Annotated in this window: 19 protein-coding genes; 5 read left to right on the top strand and 14 right to left on the bottom strand. The window is 40.1% G+C overall.

The window, feature by feature from the left end:
* Nucleotides 1-70: 70 nt before the first annotated feature.
* Nucleotides 71-655: a DUF4159 domain-containing protein gene (locus tag BLR37_RS12595; RefSeq protein ID WP_244154664.1), complete on the top strand. Its 585-nt coding sequence runs from the start codon at nt 71-73 to the stop codon at nt 653-655.
* 3 nt (nt 656-658) lie between these two features.
* Complete coding sequence (locus BLR37_RS12590; protein WP_090769082.1) at nt 659-1159, top strand: acyl-CoA carboxylase biotin carboxyl carrier protein subunit; 501 nt, start codon at nt 659-661, stop codon at nt 1157-1159.
* Between the two features lie 198 nt (nt 1160-1357).
* On the opposite strand, the gene BLR37_RS12585 is transcribed toward BLR37_RS12590, so the two are convergent.
* Nucleotides 1358-3043 carry an SUMF1/EgtB/PvdO family nonheme iron enzyme gene (locus BLR37_RS12585; RefSeq protein WP_090769080.1) on the bottom strand — a complete coding sequence of 562 codons (1686 nt, stop codon included), beginning with the start codon at nt 3041-3043 and terminating at the stop codon, nt 1358-1360.
* Nucleotides 3044-3649: 606 nt separating this feature from the next.
* Between BLR37_RS12585 and porV the strand changes: the two genes are divergently transcribed.
* A complete protein-coding gene (gene porV / locus BLR37_RS12575; RefSeq protein ID WP_090769076.1) occupies nt 3650-4840 on the top strand; it encodes a type IX secretion system outer membrane channel protein PorV in 1191 nt (396 codons plus the stop codon).
* 48 nt (nt 4841-4888) lie between these two features.
* Nucleotides 4889-5368, top strand: coding sequence for a 2-C-methyl-D-erythritol 2,4-cyclodiphosphate synthase (gene ispF / locus BLR37_RS12570; protein ID WP_039473019.1), 480 nt, complete (start codon nt 4889-4891; stop codon nt 5366-5368).
* Between the two features lie 59 nt (nt 5369-5427).
* On the opposite strand, the gene BLR37_RS12565 is transcribed toward ispF, so the two are convergent.
* From BLR37_RS12565 to BLR37_RS12515, 11 genes are all read right to left on the bottom strand, one after another.
* A complete protein-coding gene (locus BLR37_RS12565; protein WP_090769074.1) occupies nt 5428-5898 on the bottom strand; it encodes a hypothetical protein in 471 nt (156 codons plus the stop codon).
* A 65-nt stretch (nt 5899-5963) separates the two neighbouring features.
* Complete coding sequence (locus BLR37_RS12560) at nt 5964-9371, bottom strand: trifunctional glycoside hydrolase family 18/polysaccharide deacetylase/glycosyltransferase family 2 protein (RefSeq protein WP_090769072.1); 3408 nt, start codon at nt 9369-9371, stop codon at nt 5964-5966.
* 201 nt (nt 9372-9572) lie between these two features.
* Nucleotides 9573-10442, bottom strand: coding sequence for a pirin family protein (locus BLR37_RS12555; protein ID WP_090769070.1), 870 nt, complete (start codon nt 10440-10442; stop codon nt 9573-9575).
* Nucleotides 10443-10508: 66 nt separating this feature from the next.
* Entirely contained in the window at nt 10509-11039 is a 531-nt protein-coding gene (locus BLR37_RS12550) for a YceI family protein (protein WP_090769068.1), read from the bottom strand.
* Nucleotides 11040-11354: 315 nt separating this feature from the next.
* A complete protein-coding gene (locus tag BLR37_RS12545; RefSeq protein ID WP_039473028.1) occupies nt 11355-11942 on the bottom strand; it encodes a Crp/Fnr family transcriptional regulator in 588 nt (195 codons plus the stop codon).
* Nucleotides 11943-11954: 12 nt separating this feature from the next.
* Entirely contained in the window at nt 11955-12113 is a 159-nt protein-coding gene (locus tag BLR37_RS12540) for a FeoB-associated Cys-rich membrane protein (protein ID WP_082018525.1), read from the bottom strand.
* 210 nt (nt 12114-12323) lie between these two features.
* Nucleotides 12324-13511: an ATP-grasp domain-containing protein gene (locus BLR37_RS12535; protein WP_090769066.1), complete on the bottom strand. Its 1188-nt coding sequence runs from the start codon at nt 13509-13511 to the stop codon at nt 12324-12326.
* 204 nt (nt 13512-13715) lie between these two features.
* Nucleotides 13716-14543 carry a type 1 glutamine amidotransferase gene (locus tag BLR37_RS12530; protein ID WP_090769064.1) on the bottom strand — a complete coding sequence of 276 codons (828 nt, stop codon included), beginning with the start codon at nt 14541-14543 and terminating at the stop codon, nt 13716-13718.
* Between the two features lie 7 nt (nt 14544-14550).
* Nucleotides 14551-15651 (bottom strand): carboxylate-amine ligase, encoded by a 1101-nt coding sequence (locus BLR37_RS12525; protein WP_090769062.1) that lies wholly within the window; start codon nt 15649-15651, stop codon nt 14551-14553.
* A 27-nt stretch (nt 15652-15678) separates the two neighbouring features.
* Complete coding sequence (locus BLR37_RS12520) at nt 15679-16746, bottom strand: ATP-grasp domain-containing protein (protein ID WP_090769061.1); 1068 nt, start codon at nt 16744-16746, stop codon at nt 15679-15681.
* Nucleotides 16747-16847: 101 nt separating this feature from the next.
* Nucleotides 16848-17555 carry an esterase family protein gene (locus BLR37_RS12515; protein WP_090769059.1) on the bottom strand — a complete coding sequence of 236 codons (708 nt, stop codon included), beginning with the start codon at nt 17553-17555 and terminating at the stop codon, nt 16848-16850.
* 172 nt (nt 17556-17727) lie between these two features.
* Between BLR37_RS12515 and BLR37_RS12510 the strand changes: the two genes are divergently transcribed.
* A complete protein-coding gene (locus BLR37_RS12510; RefSeq protein ID WP_039473047.1) occupies nt 17728-18540 on the top strand; it encodes an alpha/beta hydrolase in 813 nt (270 codons plus the stop codon).
* Nucleotides 18541-18555: 15 nt separating this feature from the next.
* Here BLR37_RS12510 and BLR37_RS12505 read toward each other — a convergent pair whose 3' ends face one another.
* Both BLR37_RS12505 and BLR37_RS12500 read right to left on the bottom strand, forming a co-directional pair.
* Nucleotides 18556-19527 carry a D-2-hydroxyacid dehydrogenase family protein gene (locus tag BLR37_RS12505; RefSeq protein ID WP_090769057.1) on the bottom strand — a complete coding sequence of 324 codons (972 nt, stop codon included), beginning with the start codon at nt 19525-19527 and terminating at the stop codon, nt 18556-18558.
* Entirely contained in the window at nt 19524-19964 is a 441-nt protein-coding gene (locus BLR37_RS12500; RefSeq protein ID WP_090769055.1) for a DUF1801 domain-containing protein, read from the bottom strand. Before BLR37_RS12500 ends, BLR37_RS12505 begins: the two co-directional genes overlap by 4 nt.
* Nucleotides 19965-19992: the final 28 nt, after the last annotated feature.

Raw genomic sequence — 19992 nt, 5'->3', positions numbered from 1 at the left:
ACTGGCTTTCAGCTTTGGTCTTTCAGCTTTAGTCTTTGGTCTTTTCGCTTTCATTCCGCCAACCTACCGCATGGCTAAGCTTAAGTATAACGGGGGAGGCGATTGGTATGCAGACCGTACTGCGCTTCCAAACCTGATTGCTTTTTGCAACGCTAACCTGAAAACTAATTTTTATGCCGAAGAAAGCATTGTTGAAGTTGGTTCCAAAGAATTGTTTAATTATCCTTTTGTTTACATGACCGGGCACGGCAATGTAGTTTTCAGCGATCAGGATATTAAAAATTTAAGGCAATACCTAATCGGCGGTGGTTTTCTACATATTGACGATAACTACGGGCTGGATAAGTTTATCAGGCCACAAATGAAAAAGGTATTTCCTGAATTGAGTTTTGTCGAATTGCCGGCAAACCATGCCATTTACAACCAAAAATTTAAATTTCCGGCAGGCTTACCCAAAATACATGAGCACGATAATAAGCGCCCGCAGGGATTTGCACTGATCTATAAAGGCAGGGTAGTATGCTATTACACCTATGAGTGCGATTTGGGGAACGGTTGGGAAGATTTCGGTACATATCCTGAAGATACGCAAGAAACGCGATCTAAAGCGCTTAAAATGGGCGCAAATCTGGTTCAATATGCTTTAACCCAATAAGACATGTATAAAGTAAAAGTAAACGATCAGTTTTTATTCGAGGTAGACAACAAAGATGCTGCGATTGTGGTAAATGGCAAGCCTGTTCAGCTTGACTTAAGTGAGATCAATGGTACCCATGCTCATGTTTTGTATCAAAATAAATCTTTCCGTACAGAAATTGTTGAGGTCAACAAAGCTGAGAAAACCTGCAGTATAAAAGTGAATGGCAATACTTATCAGATTAGTATCGAAGATCAGTTTGATGAATTACTGAAACAACTCGGGCTCGATAACCTGGCAGCAAATAAAGTCTCAGAAATTAAAGCACCAATGCCAGGTTTGGTATTAAAAGTTCTGGTTGAAGAAAATGCCGATGTTAAAAAAGGCGATAATTTGTTGATCTTAGAAGCCATGAAGATGGAGAATATCCTGAAATCTTCAACCGATGGTACAGTTAAAAAGATTTTGATTACGCAAGGCGATAAAGTAGAAAAGAACCAGGTTTTGGTTCAGTTTAAATAAGTTTTTGATCACGAAGTTCGTCATTTCGAGCAAAGTGTAACGAAGCCGAGAACCACTAGTGCTCAGCGGAGCTAAATCTGGCTAGCTGCAACTGCATAAATAGAGGTGCTGAAATAAATTCAGCATGACGTGCACTGATTATTATATTAAGTATAAAGCATAAAAAAAGTCCCGATTTAACAACCGGGACTTTTTATTTTATTTACCTCTGCTTACCCTGTAAGGTTTTTGCGGAGGGTTTTTAAAGCTTCTTTTTCCAGCAGTGCTAATTTCTGGTGCACCAAGCATTGTCATGGCGCAACGGAAACCAACTTCAGCTGATGATTCATCCTGCTGCATAAAGCGACGGGTTGCCGGATTTAACCAGTAAGCCATGTCATTCCATGAACCGCCTTTATATACTCTCGATTTATCGTTAACCAATGTTACACCTTCATCGTTAAGTAAAGTGTTTTGTCTGTCGCGATAACCTCTCTGGTCAGCCTGATAGCTTGTAGAAGCAGTGGCTCCCTGAGGATCTGTTGATTTAGAAATTGAATCGGCACGTTTGGTTTGCGCTTGTTTTTCAGCCCAGGTTTGTTTCCTGCCCGAGTAAGCGTTTTCCTTAATCGGATTGCCATATTTATCAAGTGCAATTTTACCGCTTTGCGAGTCTTCTAATTTTTTATTGGTGAAATAGTTACCACGATAAGGGTTAAAAGCATCTGCATCGGTAAATGTACCTGTTCTGTAAACGTCGTTTACCCATTCGTTCACGTTTCCGGCCATGTTATACAAACCGAAATCGTTTGGTGTATATTGGATAACCGGAACAGTTAAATCTCCTTTATCATTCAGTGAACCGCCCACACCCATGTAATCCCCAGGGGCTCTTTTAAAGTTGGCCTGAATCATACCTCTGGTTTTCTTTTTGGCAGAGCTAACGCCCAAACCATTCCATGGGTAAATTTTGTTTTGGTTAATGTTTTCGTATTCAGTGTTACCAATTAAGCCTAACGCGGCATATTCCCACTCAGCCTCTGTTGGTAAGCGGTATGGCTGCATAATTACGCCATCTTCTAATGTTGCATTTCTTCTTGGCTGACTGTTTCTGCCGCCACCGGTAGCCCCAGCTGCACCTGCAGTAGTAGTTGCTGCACCTGATTTGGTATTGTAATCAATCGGCGCATTTTTACCTTTATCATCATACTGACCATTTAAATAGGCATCAGTATTAAATGGTTTATCTGGTCTTTGCGTGGCTGCAGCAGTAGCATTATTGTTTCTGCCTGTATTTCCACCTGCTAAAGTTTTGTAGTCGGTTAAGATTCCTTTTTCGCGTAAGATAAACTCGTTGGCTCTCGAAGTTCTCCATTCGCAGTAGCGAGAAGCTTGCTCCCACGATACACCTACAACAGGGTAATCGCGGTAGGCGGGGTGCCTTAAGTAGTTATCTACATAAGGTTCGTTGTAAGATAATGCACGGCGCCAAACCAAAGTATCAGGAAGCTCATTGTAATAATACTCACGGTCTTCAGGATAATTGTATCTGATCCAGTGTAAATACTCTAACCAATCGGTGTTCGAAACCTCGGTTTCATCCATGTAGAAAGACGGTACGGTAACCTGTCTTTTGTAGTTGTAGATGTTGGGCTCAACACCAGGTACTTCAATGGCACTGCCACCAACTACCAAAACACCACCCTCAATCGGGATTAAACCGGGCCCTGGTGCACGCTTGTATTGCGTAGCTACAGCAAAAGCACCAGATTGGTTCTTTTTACTTTTCCTATCTGCATAGGGAATACCTGTTTTACTAGAACTGTTACCACCTTTAGAGCTACAGCCCGAAAGCATGGCGGCTAATGATAAACAAGTAAAAGAATATAGTATTAGTTTTTTCATATAAAGCAACGGGATATAGCCTGATGGCCTTTCAACCGATAAAATTAAACAAATTTAAATGAATATATAAATAATGTGACAATAAAATATCTAATATATTTTTAAGCCATAACGTATTATTTTTCGGCGTATTGTGTCTGTTTACTTTTTCTTTGCAATTTTTGCTAAATAATTATAAATAAGCGAGATAATGAGCTGTTTTGTTGGTGCTCTTCCATTTTTTAAGAATTTGTTATCCATATTGTAAGTGTAATGTTTCAACGCTGGCTCAGCCTGTAATGCGAATTGGCAAGGTGTTTTAATCAGTGGCGACCTTAGATCGAGGCTCTGCATTCAATAAATTAAGTTAACAGCGAATTTTACTCACTGAATAAAGAAATATGAAAAATTAAGTTTATTATTGAAACAGATAACAGGCTAAAGCGCTGTTAACTTAGCGCTTTAGTTAACTGTAGTCACAACGGTATGTAAAAATCGTAGGTTTAATTAGTAAATAATGATAGAATTCGTAATTTGGTGAAATATAATTTTTGGTTTTACGTTACAAGATATATTCTCGAGTATTTGCTAAATACCAAAAATCTAAAATTACGGACCTTACAAAGGATGAATTTCAAGTATATCAGTAAGCTTGCTTTTTCTGCACTCTCCATGGCATTGCTATATGGCAAAACACATGCTCAGGCTACCATAGGGAATACACAGACAAATGGAAGCGAGTCGAATAATATTGTAACAGCAGTTCCGTTCCTGCTTATTACACCCGATGCCCGTGCAGGTGCAATGGGTGATGCAGGTGTGGCTGTAGCCGGAGATGTAAATTCGGCCAGTATTAATGCTTCGAAACTGGCATTCCTGGATAAACCTTATGGTTTTTCTGTTTCTTACAGCCCCTGGTTAAAAAGCCTTGTACCTGATATTAATCTGGCTTACTTAAGCGGTTTTTATAAACTAGACGATCGCAATACTATTGGTGCTTCGTTAAGGTATTTTTCTTTGGGTTCTATTCAGCTTACGGATATCAATCAGCAGGATTTGGGTATTTCGAACCCTAACGAGCTGGCTTTTGATGTTTCTTTCGCCCGTAACTTTGGCGAAGAATTTTCATTGGGAACTTCTGTGAGGTATATTTATTCTAACCTTGCTTCCGGGCAGTTTTCATCTTCTGGGCAGGTGCACAGTGGAAATGCCCTCGCTGTTGATGTTTCCGGATTGTATAAAACCAATACCTCCATGTTTGGTAGGCAGGCCATTCTTTCTGCCGGGGCCAATATTTCTAATATCGGTACCAAAATGAGCTATTCGGATGGCGGTCAGAATTTCTTCCTGCCTACGAATTTAAAACTGGGTGGTGCATCTACCATTATAGTCGATGATTTTAGTACCATTACCTTAGCACTTGATTTTAATAAGTTATTGGTGCCTACGCAACCCATTTACGATTCGAATAATAACATTGTAAGTGGCAAAGATCCAAACCGATCGGTACCTGCTGGTATTTTTGGATCGTTCAGCGATGCACCAGGTGGATTTAGTGAAGAACTTAAAGAGGTGGGCATTTCAACCGGATTGGAATATTGGTATAACCAGCAATTTGCAGTAAGGGCCGGGTACAATTATCAAAGTCCGATGAAAGGTGATAGCCGTTATTTTACACTCGGTTTAGGTCTGAAATACAACGTTTTCAATATCGATTTCTCTTATTTATTGGCAAATGCGCAAACAAGTCCGCTGGCCAATACCTTACGTTTTGGTCTTTTGTTTAACTTTGGCGAGAAGAAAGCGGTTAAAAATTAATCCTTTTAACCATTTCTGTTAAAGTTTAACAATTAACCCAAATTTCAAATGAAAATTAGAGTAGGCTTCGGATTTGATGTACACCAGTTAAAAGATCAGCACCCTTTTGTAGTGGGCGGCGTAACACTCGATCATCATAAGGGAGCTTTTGGGCATTCGGATGCCGATGTGTTGTTGCACGCCATTTGCGATGCACTTTTAGGTGCAGCCAACCTGCGTGATATTGGTTTCCACTTTAAAAATACAGATGAAAGATGGAGGGGAATCAGCAGTTTAATCCTTTTGCAGGAAACGGTTAAGTTGCTTAGCGAAAAGGGCTGGCAGGTAGGCAATATTGATGCAATGCTTTGTTTAGAAGCGCCGAAAATCAATCCGCATATTCCGGCCATGCAGCAAAACATTGCTGATGCAATTGGGATCTCTACAGAAGATATTTCGATCAAAGCCACTACCAACGAGCAAATGGGCTTTGTGGGTAGGGAAGAAGGGGTTGTAGCCTACGCCGTTTGCCTGATAGAAAAAAACTAGACATTCAAAGATTCAAGTTTTACAGCACACTGGTCATTAAACCTGACTTTTGTTGTTATCTATGATTGAAATCGTAAACTACGGGCGGTTAGGTAAGAAACCGGTAAGCCAATACAAAATATTAAAATTATGGCATTAATCAGAGCTTTTTCGGCATGAAAAGGTGTTAGCGGAATTTTAGTTAAAGGTACTACCAATAAATTCATTACTGTCCATACAAAAATGCCGTAGATTACGCCAGAAATCAGAATGTTCTTCCTTAAGGCTGAAATCCTGGTTGTTAACAGTGCGAAGAAAAACGTGAAACTAAATGCTATAAAATAGTGCAAGATTAAACCCAGTAGCACTGTTTTAGCACCTCCAGCGTAGGCTGCTTTACCCAAAATGGCACTGGCTATGTATTGGAATACACGCACAAAATTCATTTTGGCAAGGAATATTACTGCAGCCAATCCGTCTAAAGTGCCGGCAATTAATCCTATGGGAAACAGCGTGCCGAAGGAAAATACATTTTGGTTAGACTTTTTCATGTAAATATAAATTTAAGGGTTTTAATTCACCGATTGTGATTAAAACCCTTAATTAAATTCAAATTCTACAAGGCCACTTGTTCTTTTACATTTCCGGTTCTTTTTAAGGTACCCCAAGTTCCAAGCTCGCCTTTTATGGCTTTTCTAACTGAACGGAACAATACAACATACATTAACTGTCTCCAGAAAAAGCGTTGTGGGAAAAGATAAAGCAGGTTTTTATACTTTTCTTTTTCCATACGGAAGGCAATAGCAGCAAAAATCATATCCACTACAATAAAAATAATGTAATAGAAAAGTACCTGACCAAAACCATTGTGGAGACTCAAAATACCTGAAAATCCGGTTAGTGTAAGATTATTAATGGCACTTAACGAAAATAAGCCGCTGATTAGCGATATCAGCATAAATAAATCGGCTAATGGAGAGAATAGCGGCAAAATAATCTGGTAAATCAGAATATTCGGCATACCCACCATACCAAAATAACCATATTTTTTGTTCAATAACGCTTTTCTGTTTTTCCAGAAACTTTGCATTACGCCAAAGCTCCAGCGGAAACGTTGTTTTAACAGCATACTAACCGTTTCGGGTGCTTCTGTATAAGCCACTGCAGTAGCGCAGTTTTTTACTTGATAACCGGCTTTTAAAATACGCATGGTTAAATCACAGTCTTCTGCCAGGGTATCGATGGTAAAGCCGCCCACTTCTAAAATTACATCCTTCCTAAATGCACCAATGGCTCCCGGTACAACTGTAATGGTGTTCAATAAATCAAAAGCGCGCCTGTCCATATTCTGGGCGGTAATGTACTCGATAGATTGCCATTTGGTAATGATATTATGCGCATTACCTACTTTAACTGTACCGGCTACTGCGGCTATTTTATCGCTGTAGAAATAGCGCATCAGTTCAGTTACGGCATCATTTTTAAGCTGGGTATCGGCATCAATGCAGACCACAAAATCGGCACTGGCTTTTGATATACCATAGTTTAATGCCGAAGCCTTACCTCCATTGGCTTTGCGGAAAACCTTAACCTGTGGGTGGTTGCCAAAATGCTGGTCAATAATTTCGAAAGTCTTGTCTTTTGAGCCATCATCAACAAAAATTAGTTCAAAATCAGGGTAATTGATTTTTAAAAGGCTGTTAATGGTATGAACTGCGGTAACCTCTTCATTATAAGCGGGAATAATGATGCTTACTTTTTCAGCCGAATTTTGAATCAGTTTGCCGGCATTTTGTTTGCTTCTTTTCCTTTGCCTGATGGCGAGATAAGCAATAAATAAGGTTCTTAATATGGCCAGCACTATGGCTACAGAAAAGATGATATTTAAAACAATGTTGCCATAGTAGAAGAAATTGATGAAAAAATAATCGCCAGAGCCTGAAAAACCGCTATTTGCAGTCGATTTTACCGCTGGCATCAGCTCAGAACGTTTTTTGCCCATCAAATCGCCAACAGTGGTAAATGTATAACCTTTGGCTTTAAAAAATTTAATGATCCTTGGCAACGCAGCGACAGTGGCCTCACGGTTTCCACCAGCATCGTGTAACAAAAGAATGTTGCCGTTATCCTGCTGTTTTACTACCTCATTAAAAATCTGATCGGCAGTTTTTCCTGGCTCCCAATCTTCCGGATCGATAAATTCGCCGATATTGATGTAATTTTCTTTACGACTTTGGGCAACCGGTAATATTTCCGAAATATTCTGCGGTTCGGCATCGGCGTTAAATGGTGCACGGAACAAAATTGTACTGTGACCGGTAACCGCTTCAATTAACCTTCGGGTAGCATTCAGTTCGAATTTCACACGTCGTGGTCCAATGGCCGACATATCCGGATGGAAGAAGGTATGGTTGCCAATTTCGTAGCCATCGTTATATTCCTGCCTTAACAATTCCATATTTTGTTCGGCCATGATACCAACAACAAAGAAACAACCCGGAACTTTTTCTTTTTTAAGGATATTGAGCACCTGCGGCGTGTAAACAGGATCCGGACCGTCATCAAATGTCAGTGCAATTTTCTTATCAGCCTCGCCAAATCTTTTGATTACATATTGCTCGGGTAAACGGGTGTATTGTTGATTGGCTATTGAAAAATTAGCCTGATTGAGCGTAAATTTTACCATACCGGGCTGAGGGGTAGAAATCAGATCAAGAATCTCGCCATCACCAATGTAAGATATGCCCCCCATATTTAACGAAGCGATTTTGCGCAGGTCGAAAGGTTTTTTCTTCAAGGTATCCAAGCTCAGATCATTTGAAATGAAACTCCATAAGCGTTTATCTTCCGAGCCTAAGCGCCATAGTGCAACACCAGCTATATCCCAGTCATCAGCTTTGCGAATTAAGTTGAAATAGGTCGCAGCATCAGTAAAATACACGTTGTGTTTGATCCTGCTACCATCACTATAGCTATAATTTAGATTGGCAGACTCGGGATCGAAATTGATTTTGCTTTTGTAATTTACAGCATTTGTAATGGCTTCTTCGTAAGTAACTGAGTTACCCACACTATTTTGCGGCCAGTCGTAACCATAACAGGCAAGCGCCAGAATTACTTTGCTGGCATCAACCTTACTGCAAATATTATCCAGTTTTTCTTCAACCCATTCCTGATGCGAAATATCTCCGGCATTACTCTGCTCGGTATGTTGGTCGTACGCCATTAGTACAATGTAATCGTTGTATTTCTGAAGAATCTCGGGCTTATAGTCGTCATTTTCAGGCGAAATATCCTGCGATACGATCAATTTTTGAGCATGAAACTGCCCGTAAAGATTTTTCATGAAAGCATTAAAACTGTCGCTGTTTTCGAGATTAAGTTCTTCAAAATCGATGTTTATGCCCTTGTATCCATACTTTTTAGTAATGGCAATCAAATCGCCAATCAGTTTTTCCTGTGTCTGCGGATTATTTAACAAACGTTTTACCGCAGCGCCATCCCAATGGTCTTTATTGTAGTTAGAAACTACAGCAATGGCCGATTTTTTACCAGCACGTATCACTTTCAGTGCGCTGGTATCTGCTTTATCCACAATTGAATCGCCGTTTAAAAAGAACGATTCGGTAGCAACCATATCTAAATGGCTGATATTTCTTTTTAAATCGGATATTGAATTTTCTTTTGAACCTGCCCAGCTTACATAGAAAGCCATGTTAATGCGCCTGCTATTGCCACGGTGTTTCAAGAGTCGGCGTTCACGGTCTTTCTTAATCTTTTCGAGTTGTGATTTTTCGATCGAAAAGGCCTTATACTGCTGCGATTTCTTTAGTTTATCTAACTGCTTCTGTGTTAAAGGCGTGTTGGTGTTAATAAATGGCAAAGTTGGGGCTTGTACCGATGATAAGGTGTACACCACGCAAATGATTGCGATAATGAAGACTAAAAAGAAAGTGCGGCTAACCCATGTAAAGGTGTTCCAGCGTGTTTTAGTCTCAGTTTGAAATATTTGTTTTCCGGACATTTTTCTGTTCTGATTTGATAGTCAAATGTCATTAACGAATATGAAGATTTTGTGAAAATGAAAGAAGTAGAAGTTTTTTAGAGCTTGTGCTATCAGGCTTTGTAAGAGTAGTTTGCTGTGCTGAGGCATAAAAAAACCGACAAATTTTTCAAGATGCCGGTTGTTATATTGATGCTGATAGTTCAGCGAGAAGATTAATTGTTATTCCTCTAAATACCCAAATCTGCCCTGGTTATAATCTTCAATGGCCTGATGTATTTCTGCTTCGGTATTCATTAGAAATGGACCATATTGAACGATTGGCTCGTTAATCGGCTCACCACTTAAAATCAAAATCACACTGTTTTCCAACGCTTCGATTTCAATAGTGGTTCCTTCGTTTTTAAAGTGGACAAAGCTATCCGTTGCAGCATTTTCACTGCCATTTACTTTTATTCCACCTTCAATTACCATAAATCCGGTATTAAAGTTAGCCGGGAAACTAAAGTTTGCCTTGGCACCCTTATTCAAACGGGCATTGTATACTTCAATTGGCGTGAAGGTACTTGCACTTCCTTTTATACCCTGGTAATTGCCAGCTATAATTTCGATTTTGCCTCCGTTTTCGGGTAAATCGAAATGAACCATATCAGCCTGTTTTATTGCCTGATACCCTGGTTTTCCCATTTTATTTTTTGCAGGCAGGTTTACCCAAAGCTGTACCATTTGAAAGGGGCCACCAGTTAAACTGTATTGCTCCTCGTGGTATTCTTTGTGCAATACACCAGCTGCAGCTGTCATCCATTGTACATCGCCGGGATAAATTACACCGCTATTGCCAGAGCTATCGTGGTGCGCAACTGCACCATGATAAGCAATGGTTACCGTTTCGAAACCCCTGTGCGGGTGTACGCCCACACCGCGAGGCTCGCGCCTGGCCGAAAACTCAATTTTAGAGCCGTAATCCATTAAGAAAAACGGGCTCATGTCAATCTTGTATCCGCTGGGGAAAAAATTATGTACCCTAAAGCCATCGCCTACCATGTGCGGAGCAGGTGCTTTAAGTATGTTATTTATTTGTTTTGTGTCCATGATTGGAACCTTTCTGTAATGCGTTTGGCGTAAGGCGCTTAGCACTTATCGCCAAACACTTATCGTTTATGCTTGTTTCACGAATTGCAATTCGCCTAAAATGCGTACTTCTTCACTTACCATTACACCACCGGTTTCTAAAGCTGCATTCCAGGTTAAACCAAACTCGCTACGGTTAATTTTTCCGCTTAAAGTAAAGCCTGCTTTGGTGTTTCCCCATGGGTCGGTAGCAATACCACCAAATTCTGCAGTTAATTTTACAGGTTTGGTTTCGCCTTTGATGGTTAAATCGCCATTAACAATGTAATCGTCGCCATCTTTTTTAACCGAGTTAGATTTAAATTCGATGTGTGCAAATTGCTCAGCATCGAAGAAATCGCCGCTTTTTAAGTGGTTATCGCGATCGGTATTACCAGTATCAATTGAACTGATATCACCTTTAAAAGAAATAGCTGCGTTTTCAAAATCATCGCCTTCTGATGATAATTCTGCTGAAAAAGATTTTAAACTACCGGTTACAGTAGTAATCATTAAGTGTTTTACTTTAAATTGTAATTCGCTGTGGGTTGGATCTAATGTCCATTTTGTAGTTGCCATATTTTTGTTTTTTTGAGATGTTTAATATTTACAACACAAAAGTACAGCGAAGGTTCTTTAGAAAAATTGATGTATGTTAAGTAATGAAAGGATGTGGAAGTAGTTGAGAGATTGGTCGTTGTAAGGTTGGAAGGATTGAATGTTGGAATGTTACCTTAGCCAAATCATTCACTCATTTATTGTAAGGTTGAAAAGTTGGAATGTTAGCTTAGCCAAATCATACACTCATTTATTATAAGGTTGAAAAGTTGAAATGTTTGAATGTTAGCTTAACCAAATCATTCACTCATTCAAAATTCATATATTCAAAATTACCTAAGGCTTGAAATGTTTATTGGCCAGTTCTTTCCTTACGCGGCTTAATGATTCGGGGGTAATGCCCAGATAAGAGGCAATCATCCATTGGGGTACGCGTAGTGTAAGATTAGGATAAAGTTTAATGAAATCGAGGTATCTTTCTTCGGCAGTAGCACTTAATAACATATTGATCCTTTTCTGCATAAAACGGATGGAGTTATTCAGTAATTTGATCTGCATCGGCTGCAGGCAGGGTACTTTACTCGCAGCCTGTTCCATAAAATCGTTAGGCATTAATACGGCCTCGGTTGCTTCGATGGCATCGATAAAGAATATCGAAGGCTCGTTATTCATGTTATTGCGATCAGAGATCAGCCAGTTTTCGGGTGCAAACTGTAAAATATGTTCTTTGCCTTTTACATCGATAGAGTAGGCCCGCAACAGCCCCTTGCCTACAAAGAAACCATGTTTAAGATTATCGCCGGTATATTGAAGGATTTCGTTTTTTTCGAATTTCTTTACTTTTAATCCAGTCGAAATGCTTTCGAACTGTTCATCAGTAATCTCTATTTTTTCTTGCAGGTACTTCTGAAACTGATGAATCATAAAAGCGTAATCTTATTTTTTTGCAGGTTTAATGTCCGAAAAATCTACTCCACACTTGCAATTGCCGCCGCAGCCATCCTTTTTTACCTGTAAAGATTTAAAAACCAAACGGCCAACATATACCAATGCTACGGCAAAAAGTAAAAAGACTAAAATCGTTTGAATATCCATAACACAAATATAAGGGCTTTTGGTGTTTGGCTGTTCAATTGAATGTAAATTATTGGGTTGTTCTATTATTAACCGCAAAGCGCGCAAAGGTTTTCGCAAAGGATTCAAAGCTTAAAGATACTTCTATGCCAGTTTATGTTGGGGAAATTAATTGTTAAATATGCTTAGTGCACTTGACGTTTTTACATGGCGTGCTTTGCGGTTAAAAGTCTATATTTCCATAAAACCTACCGTTCCGCCCACCCAATCAAAATCGGCATTGTAACGCACGCCGATCATTTTGCCGCGACTTAAGCGGGCGAGGTTAATGCAAAGCTGGGGTTCGCCACCATCAGGCCATAAATACATCATCCTGATTTCGGCTTTTACACCGCCATCGGGCGATTGTACCGCAGGCTCGTAATTGACTTTTCTTTGTAAAATCCAGTTTTCGGGATCTTTAATGCTGGTGATATCTGATGCGCTTACATCAATAATTACACCCATGCCAGCGAAAGAAAATAAAGGTTTTAGCACGTAGTTTTCCAAATCAGCAGGTAGCGTTTCTATTTCATTTAAAAAGCGCGTTTCGGGTACAAATTCGCTCTTTAAAAAGGGCATGGTAAATTTGCTGATGCGGTAAAACCAGTTGGGATGGGTTACCCATTCAATATCCAGCTCCTCGCGAGGATCGAAACTGTTTTTGAATATCCCGGTATCGTTAGCCACTTCATCAAATATCAATCGGTTATAAATCCTTTTTAGCTGTATTTGTCTGCCATCTGCTTCGTAGAATAATTGTCTCCCAACTTTTTTAATGTCTTCCAAAGCCAAAATCTTGATCCCAAGCATTTTTTGTGTTACGAAAAAATCGATAGCTGTTTTCTGATTATGTGCATCAACATCCATTAGCGCCACTTCTTCGGGTTGATGCTTACCTATAATTACTTCTTTAAGCAGTGCGATGTATTTTTCTTCAGTAAATCCGTTTAATAAGTGATTTACAGTATCATCAATCCCAAAACTGCTTTTAAAAGTTTTAGCCAGGTGGTGCTGAAAGCCGTATAAGGATGGGAAGCCCTGCATTTCGATTAACATGGGGCTAAGCTCACCAGCCTCGTTTTTACAAATGCCGAAATCGAAAGTCAGAAAATGGGGCTGTTCGTTTTCGTTAGGAACTTTCCAATCTGTCGGGATGGCTTTATCAGTTAAAGCTTTAAAATCAGGTTGTTTAATCAGTTTTATGATCTCTTCACCCGCGGCAATTAGTTTTTCTTTTAATCCTTGCGGCACAAAAATCGGTGTTTCAGCAACACGGAAAGGAATTTCGGGATAACCTTCACCAAGTTGTTTTAAAAAAGTCTGATACTTTTGGTTGGTAAACTGTTGGTTGTACTTTTGGCGTTGTGCAGGTATCATAAGTTTATTTGATTTTTGTTAATCAGAATGTTTTCGACCGTAGTGCCTGCCTGTACAGGCGGAGAGAAATCTATTGTGTTTTTAATAGTATTTCTCTCCAGACTTACCGTCGGGACTACAGTCGAAAGGACGATCAAAAAAAAGAGATTGCTTCACTCCAAATCTCTGTCCAGCGCTTCGGTTCGCAATGACGCAACTATAAGGTTACGCCTCCTGCAAATTTCCGATTGCTTTTTGCAGAAAATTAGGTAAAATAACACTTTGGGTTAATACAATCCTCGCCGGATCGTCCAGGCTATTGAGCATATCCAGGTATTTCTGTTCGCCGTGCATATCCACAATGGCTTTTTTCCTTTCGTCTTGCAACAGGTACATTTTCATGCCAACAGGATCGGCCTCAGGGTGGAATTGTGTACCAATAATTTCATCAGAAAACCGGATCGACATCATGCAGCGTTCTAAATCCACATGTTTACGCTCTTTTTCGATGGCCAATAGCTTTGCCCCCTTTTTTTCAAAAGCAACAAAATCAGGTTCAATTACCTGCCAGTCGCGGCTATCTACCGAATAGAACGGATTGGTAATGCCTTCAAAAATTTCATCCTGCTCGCCGTCACCGGTAAGCGTGATCGGAAAAATACCGAATGCATTGGAACGTCTTTCGGTTACATTGCCCAACTGGTACTTGCGGCAAGCAAGCTGAAAAGAGTGGCAGATTAAAAAAGCATATTTCTTTTTTTCTTCATTATTTTGGTTAAATGCCTCAATCTGATCGAGCAGGTTAAAGAAATCATTTTCCCATTTTTCGCCTTTACTTTCAACCGGACTTCCCGGACCGCCACTCGAAATATAGGCATCGTAACCCATGCCTGGTATTTCGCCTTTTTGCCTTAAATCAAAAATATCAAAAGTTAAATCGATATTGTTTTCGTTTCTAAAACGGGATAAAATTTCCTGAATTCCCCGCATACCCTGATTCGGTGCGCCGTTATTCATGTCAATAACAGCCACCTTTAAACCTCTTTTATCCATTATAAAATTACTTTGCGCCTATAAGTGTTTGAGTAGTAATGTAATCTACTACGGCTTCAAAGTTACCAGTTTGTTGGTAAACGGCCAACTGTCGGTCGGCGCCGGTACCATGTTCTAGTATTTTATGTACATAATTAATGTCGTCACGGCAGCCTAAATCATCCACTACATCATCTACAAAATCCAATAATTCTAAAATCAGGTTGCGACAGTTTATTTCCATTTCTTTACCGAAATCGATCAGGTTACCATCAATGCCATAACGGGCTGCACGCCATTTATTTTCGTTAATAAGGGCTCTTGAGTAACTGATAAACTTCATGTTTTGCAAACGTAATTTGTACAATTTGGCACATAAAGCCTGAAATAGGGCTGTAAAAGCCATCGTTTCATCAATTAACATCGGGCAATCGCAAATGCGGAATTCAACAGTATCGAAAAAAGGATGTACGCGAATATCCCACCAGATCTTCTTGGCATTGTCCATGCAATTGGTCTTGATCAGCAGTTTTACGTAATTGTCGTAATCTTCAATGCTATTAAAAATATCAGGAATTCCGGTACGCGGAAATTTGTCAAAAATTTTTGTCCTGAACGATTTGTAACCCGTATTGCGTGCTTCCCAGAAAGGGGAGTTGGTTGACAAGGCAAACACATGGGGTAAAAAATACCTCACCTGGTTGGCAATATGTATAGCCAGCTCGCGCGATTGAAAGCCCACGTGTACGTGCAGGCCAAAAATCAGATTTGAACGGGCAGCTTCCTGCAATTCATTTACAATTTCGTTATAACGGGGGTGCTCAGTAATTAATTGCTTTTCCCAATGTGAAAAAGGGTGTGTGCCCGCGGCGCCAATTCTTAAACCTTGCTCTCCGGCCAGTTGCGATACGGTATAGCGCAACTGTGCTATTTCTTTACGGGCTTCGGTGGTGGTGCGGCAAATACCTGTACCCACCTCCACCACGGCCTGGTGCATTTCTGCCTTAACCTGGTCTTTATGTATTTTTTGTGCGGCCTCTACAATTTTTTGTTCGTGAGAAGTAAGTTCTCTGGTAACGGGATCAATTACCATGTATTCTTCTTCTATGCCCAGCGTAAATTCATTCATGTTAATGCGTATTAATTTTAATCCCTGTTATTTCTTTGGCGTTGTTTTTTTAGGTTTGGCAACTGCTTTTTCTGCTGGAGCCTTTGTGGCTGGCGCTTTCTTAGCTGCAACAGGTTTACTCGTTTTTGGCGCTGCCTTAGTTACCAGTGGTTTACCACCAACAGAAGCTTTAATGTACTCGCCCCAGGTTAAATTGTCTTGCCCGTCTTTTTGTGCTTTTGCCCTTTCTATAGCATAATTTGCAGTGGTTTCTACTACCCAATCAAAATTTTCCTGTCCAACACTTTTAACATCGGCATCCGGTGCAGGGTTGCAAAAATCGATTGCAATTGGCACGCCATCACGTACAGCAAACTCTACGGTATTAAAATCATAACCTAAGTATTTACATAATTTTAAAGTGTATTCCTCGACGGTTTTAAGCAATTTCGGATCGGGCGCTTTGCCCTCGGTAGCATATCGTAAATGGTGCGGATTACGCGGATCGTACTGCATAATGCGCACGTATTTGCCCCCAATGCAATAACACCTGAAATATTCCTCGAAAATAATTTCTTCCTGCAGCAGCATTACCAGTTGTTGGGTACCGCTGTGCTTGTCAAAAAAATCTTCTTTATCGTGTAATTTGTAAACATCGCGCCAGCCACCACCATCGTAGGGTTTCATGTAAGCGGGAAAACCGGTGTATTCAAAAATGGCATCCCAATCCAGCGGCATAGCCAGGTTAGAGAAAGATTCGCTTGTTGTACCATCCGGATGTTCTCTTGAAGGAATTAAAGCTGTTTTAGGCACCGGCACACCAATTTGTTCGGCCAGTACATTGTTAAAAAACTTTTCGTCGGCACTCCACCAGAAAGGGTTGTTAATTACCGCAGTTCCGGTAATGGCTGCATTTTTTAACGATGCACGGTAAAACGGAACATCCTGCGAAATTCGGTCGATAATTACAGCATAACCCAGCGGCGCATTCTGAAATATTTTGTCGATTTTAACCGCTTCGGCTACAATACCTTTTTCTGCTTTTTGATTAATTCTTTCGATTACGGCTTCAGGAAAAGAGCGTTCCTGTCCAAATAAAATCCCTATTTTTTTCATTGGTAGATTTTTTAGTTTAATTGTTTAATTTGTTAATTGTTTCGGGACAGTTATTTAAGTTAATTGATTATAGACAAAAGGCTTCGTACTAATGACTGAAGTTATAGTTGAGCAATGTAATCTGGAAACATTTCCCGCCATATTGGCCAATCGTGGTCGGCATTTGGCCTGATATCCAGCCAGTGGTCGATCCCTTTTTTACCTAAAATGGAAGATAAGTTTTCATTGTCAGGCCTGCACATATCGCGATCGGTAGTGCCTAGTACAATTTTCATGTAGTGCAGTTCGGGGTTGCTGTTATTCAACACAAAATCTACGGGATTGTTGAAGTACACATCATCGTTGTAAAAACCATCTAGCTGACCAGTAATATCGAAAGCACCGCTCATGCTAAACATGTGGCTAACCAGCCAGGGGTGCCTGAAAGCAAAATTTGCAGCATGATACCCGCCAAAACTGCAGCCTGCCGTAATAATTTTATTGTGACCTGTTTCGTACCTGGCCAGCGGTGCAACTTCTTCCAGCAGGTACTTATCGTACCAGATGTGGTTTTTTACCCGATCTGCAGGGTGGATACTTTTGTTATACCAGCTCAGCTTATCAATTCCATCGGGACAATAGATTTTGATTTTGCCCTCGTTGATGAAGCCTTCTGCAGCATCTATCAGTTTGAAATCTTTGTTTTCAAAGTATCGCCCCATGCTCGTGGGGAACAACAGGATGGGGATACCACTGTGACCAAAGATGAGCATGTCGATTTCGCCGCTGAGGTTAGGGCTGTACCATTTCTTATGTTCTTCTTTAACCATAACAAAAAATTGAATGATTTAAGGTATAAATTAAAATTTATAAAAAGAATACTTTAAAAGGTAATTTAAAGATGAAATGTAAAAATTAACCTTTGATAATTAATAGTTTATAGAGATTTGTACCTTTGCACCCTAATTCTGAGGCGACAGCCATGTGACAGGGATTTTGATTATGATGTACACTACAATTTTACCAGTAAAAATTAACACCAACAGTTATAAAATACCATCTGCTCATTTAAAACATGAGGTAGAAATAGATATTTATACCCCCGAAGGTATTTTGGGTAATGAAAAAATAGAATTGCTGTTATTGAATGATGGCCAGGATGTTGCCAAAATGGATTTTAGCCAGATTTTGGAGCATGCGCATCACGGTAAAAGAAACCACAGGTTAATTGTTGTGGCCATTAAAGCATCAGAAGAACGTTTGTTGGAGTATGGTGTAGCGGGTACGGCCGATTTTAAAGGGCGCGGAGCGAAAGCAAATTTATACACCGATTTTATAATTAAGGAGCTTTTACCTTTTGTTAAAAAGAAGATTGCCATGCCCATTACCGGAAAAATCGGTTTTGCAGGTTTTTCTTTAGGCGGTTTATCGGCTTTTGATATTGCGTGGAACAATCCTTCGGCTTTTGATGTAGTTGGTGTTTTTTCGGGAGCATTCTGGTGGCGCAAAAAAGATCTGACTGATGGTTATACGGATGCCGACCGCATTATGCATGCCCGGATTGAAAGCACAAGCACAAAACCGGGAATGAAATTCTGGTTAATGACCGGTACTGAAGATGAAAAGGCCGACAGGAATAAAAATATGATCATCGATTCTATTGATGATACCATTGATGTAGTTAAATTGCTCTTAAAAAAAGGTTACAAACGGCCCGACAATCTTTTTTACTATGAGAAAGTAGGGGGTAAGCATGATGTACCAACCTGGGAAAGTGTAATGCCTGCTTTTTTAAGCTGGGCGTTTGGCTATTAATTTTACAGCCGTTATTTAAGTATGTGGTAATGCTTCGGGGTTAGCCACATGAGTATGCTGGCCGTTGATGTAGTTCATAACGTTTTCAAAAGCTTTTCCGAAATAAAGTTCATAGCTGTTTTTTTCTACATAACCCAAATGTGGTGTGCAAATTACATTTGGCAAATTAAGAAGCTCGTTATTCTGGTCGTAAATGGGTTCGTTTTCATAAACATCAAGCCCGGCAAAGCCTGGTCTTCCTTGTTTAAGAGATTTAAGTAAAGCGCCTTTTTCAATCAATTCGGCTCTGGCGGTATTAATTAGCACTGCATCCGGTTTCATTGCATTTAAATCTGATGCTTTAACAATACCATAAGTGGCGTGATTTAAACGCAAGTGCAGTGTAATTACATCGGCACTGCTAAAAAAGTCTGCCTGGGTATTGGCACTTTCAAATCCATCGGTTACAGCTTTTTGCCGCGATTGTAAACTTCCCCAAACCAGCACTTTTGCGCCAAAAGCTCTGGCATAACCTGCAATCAGTTGCCCTATTTTGCCATAACCCCAAATGCCTATTGTTTTACCGTTAACCGTGTTGCCTATATTGGTTTGCCATAAACCTTTTTTCATGGCTTCGATAGCTGGTGGAATTTGCCTCACAGTATTCATCAGTAAGGCCCAGGTTAATTCGGCCGGTGCCACAGGAGAGCCAACTCCCTCGGCAACCGCTACGCCGTATTGGGTGCAGGCTGCTAAATCTAAATGATTGGATATTTTTCCGGTTTGGCTGATGAGCTTAAGGTTGGGTAATAAAGCAAGTAACGCTTTGCCAATTGTAGTCCTTTCGCGGGTTAGCACCAGAATCTCCGTATCCTGTATTTTATCGGCAAGTTTTTTTGCATCGGGTTCGGTATGGTGCAAGATTCGAATGTCTTGGTCTGCCAGGATAGTGAAACAGTTTAAAGATTGGATTACATGCTGGTAATCGTCTAAAATGGTAATTTTCATTTTCGCTTAATTTTGGAGATCGTTTGGCCAGCCAATTTTGCGGGTTTTCCCATATCATTTACCACTAAAGCTATGGCTTCGCTGATTAATGCTTTTACGGCGTCGTTTCGGTAGTTGTCAGGATGTTTAACCGGGATATGCCTGATGAGGTTGCCGGTTCCGGTGAGGAGTTGCTGCGGATCTTTCAACAGCGTTCCCTTATTAAAACCCAGATTTAAGTGGTTATTGTAAATCGGGATCATGCAATACGAATCGCTCAGTTTTTCTGAAAGGGAAAATACGGTGGTTAAAGCATGGGTATGATAAAGCAACTCGTTGGCGGCAGGATACAACTCAAGCATAAAACTTCTTAAATCGCAGAAGAGGTTAATCAGGTTTTTATCCTTAAAATTTAAGAAATACCCAAAATCTGGATGTATTGCTTTCGATCCTGCCATTTTTACTCAGTTTGGATTGCAACTGCTG

The organism is Pedobacter soli, assembly GCF_900101435.1.
In the GTDB taxonomy this organism is placed as follows: Bacteria; Bacteroidota; Bacteroidia; order Sphingobacteriales; family Sphingobacteriaceae; genus Pedobacter; species Pedobacter soli.
The sequence above is the reverse complement of the archived record's forward strand: the minus strand, read 5'-3'. Positions and strand labels throughout refer to the sequence as shown.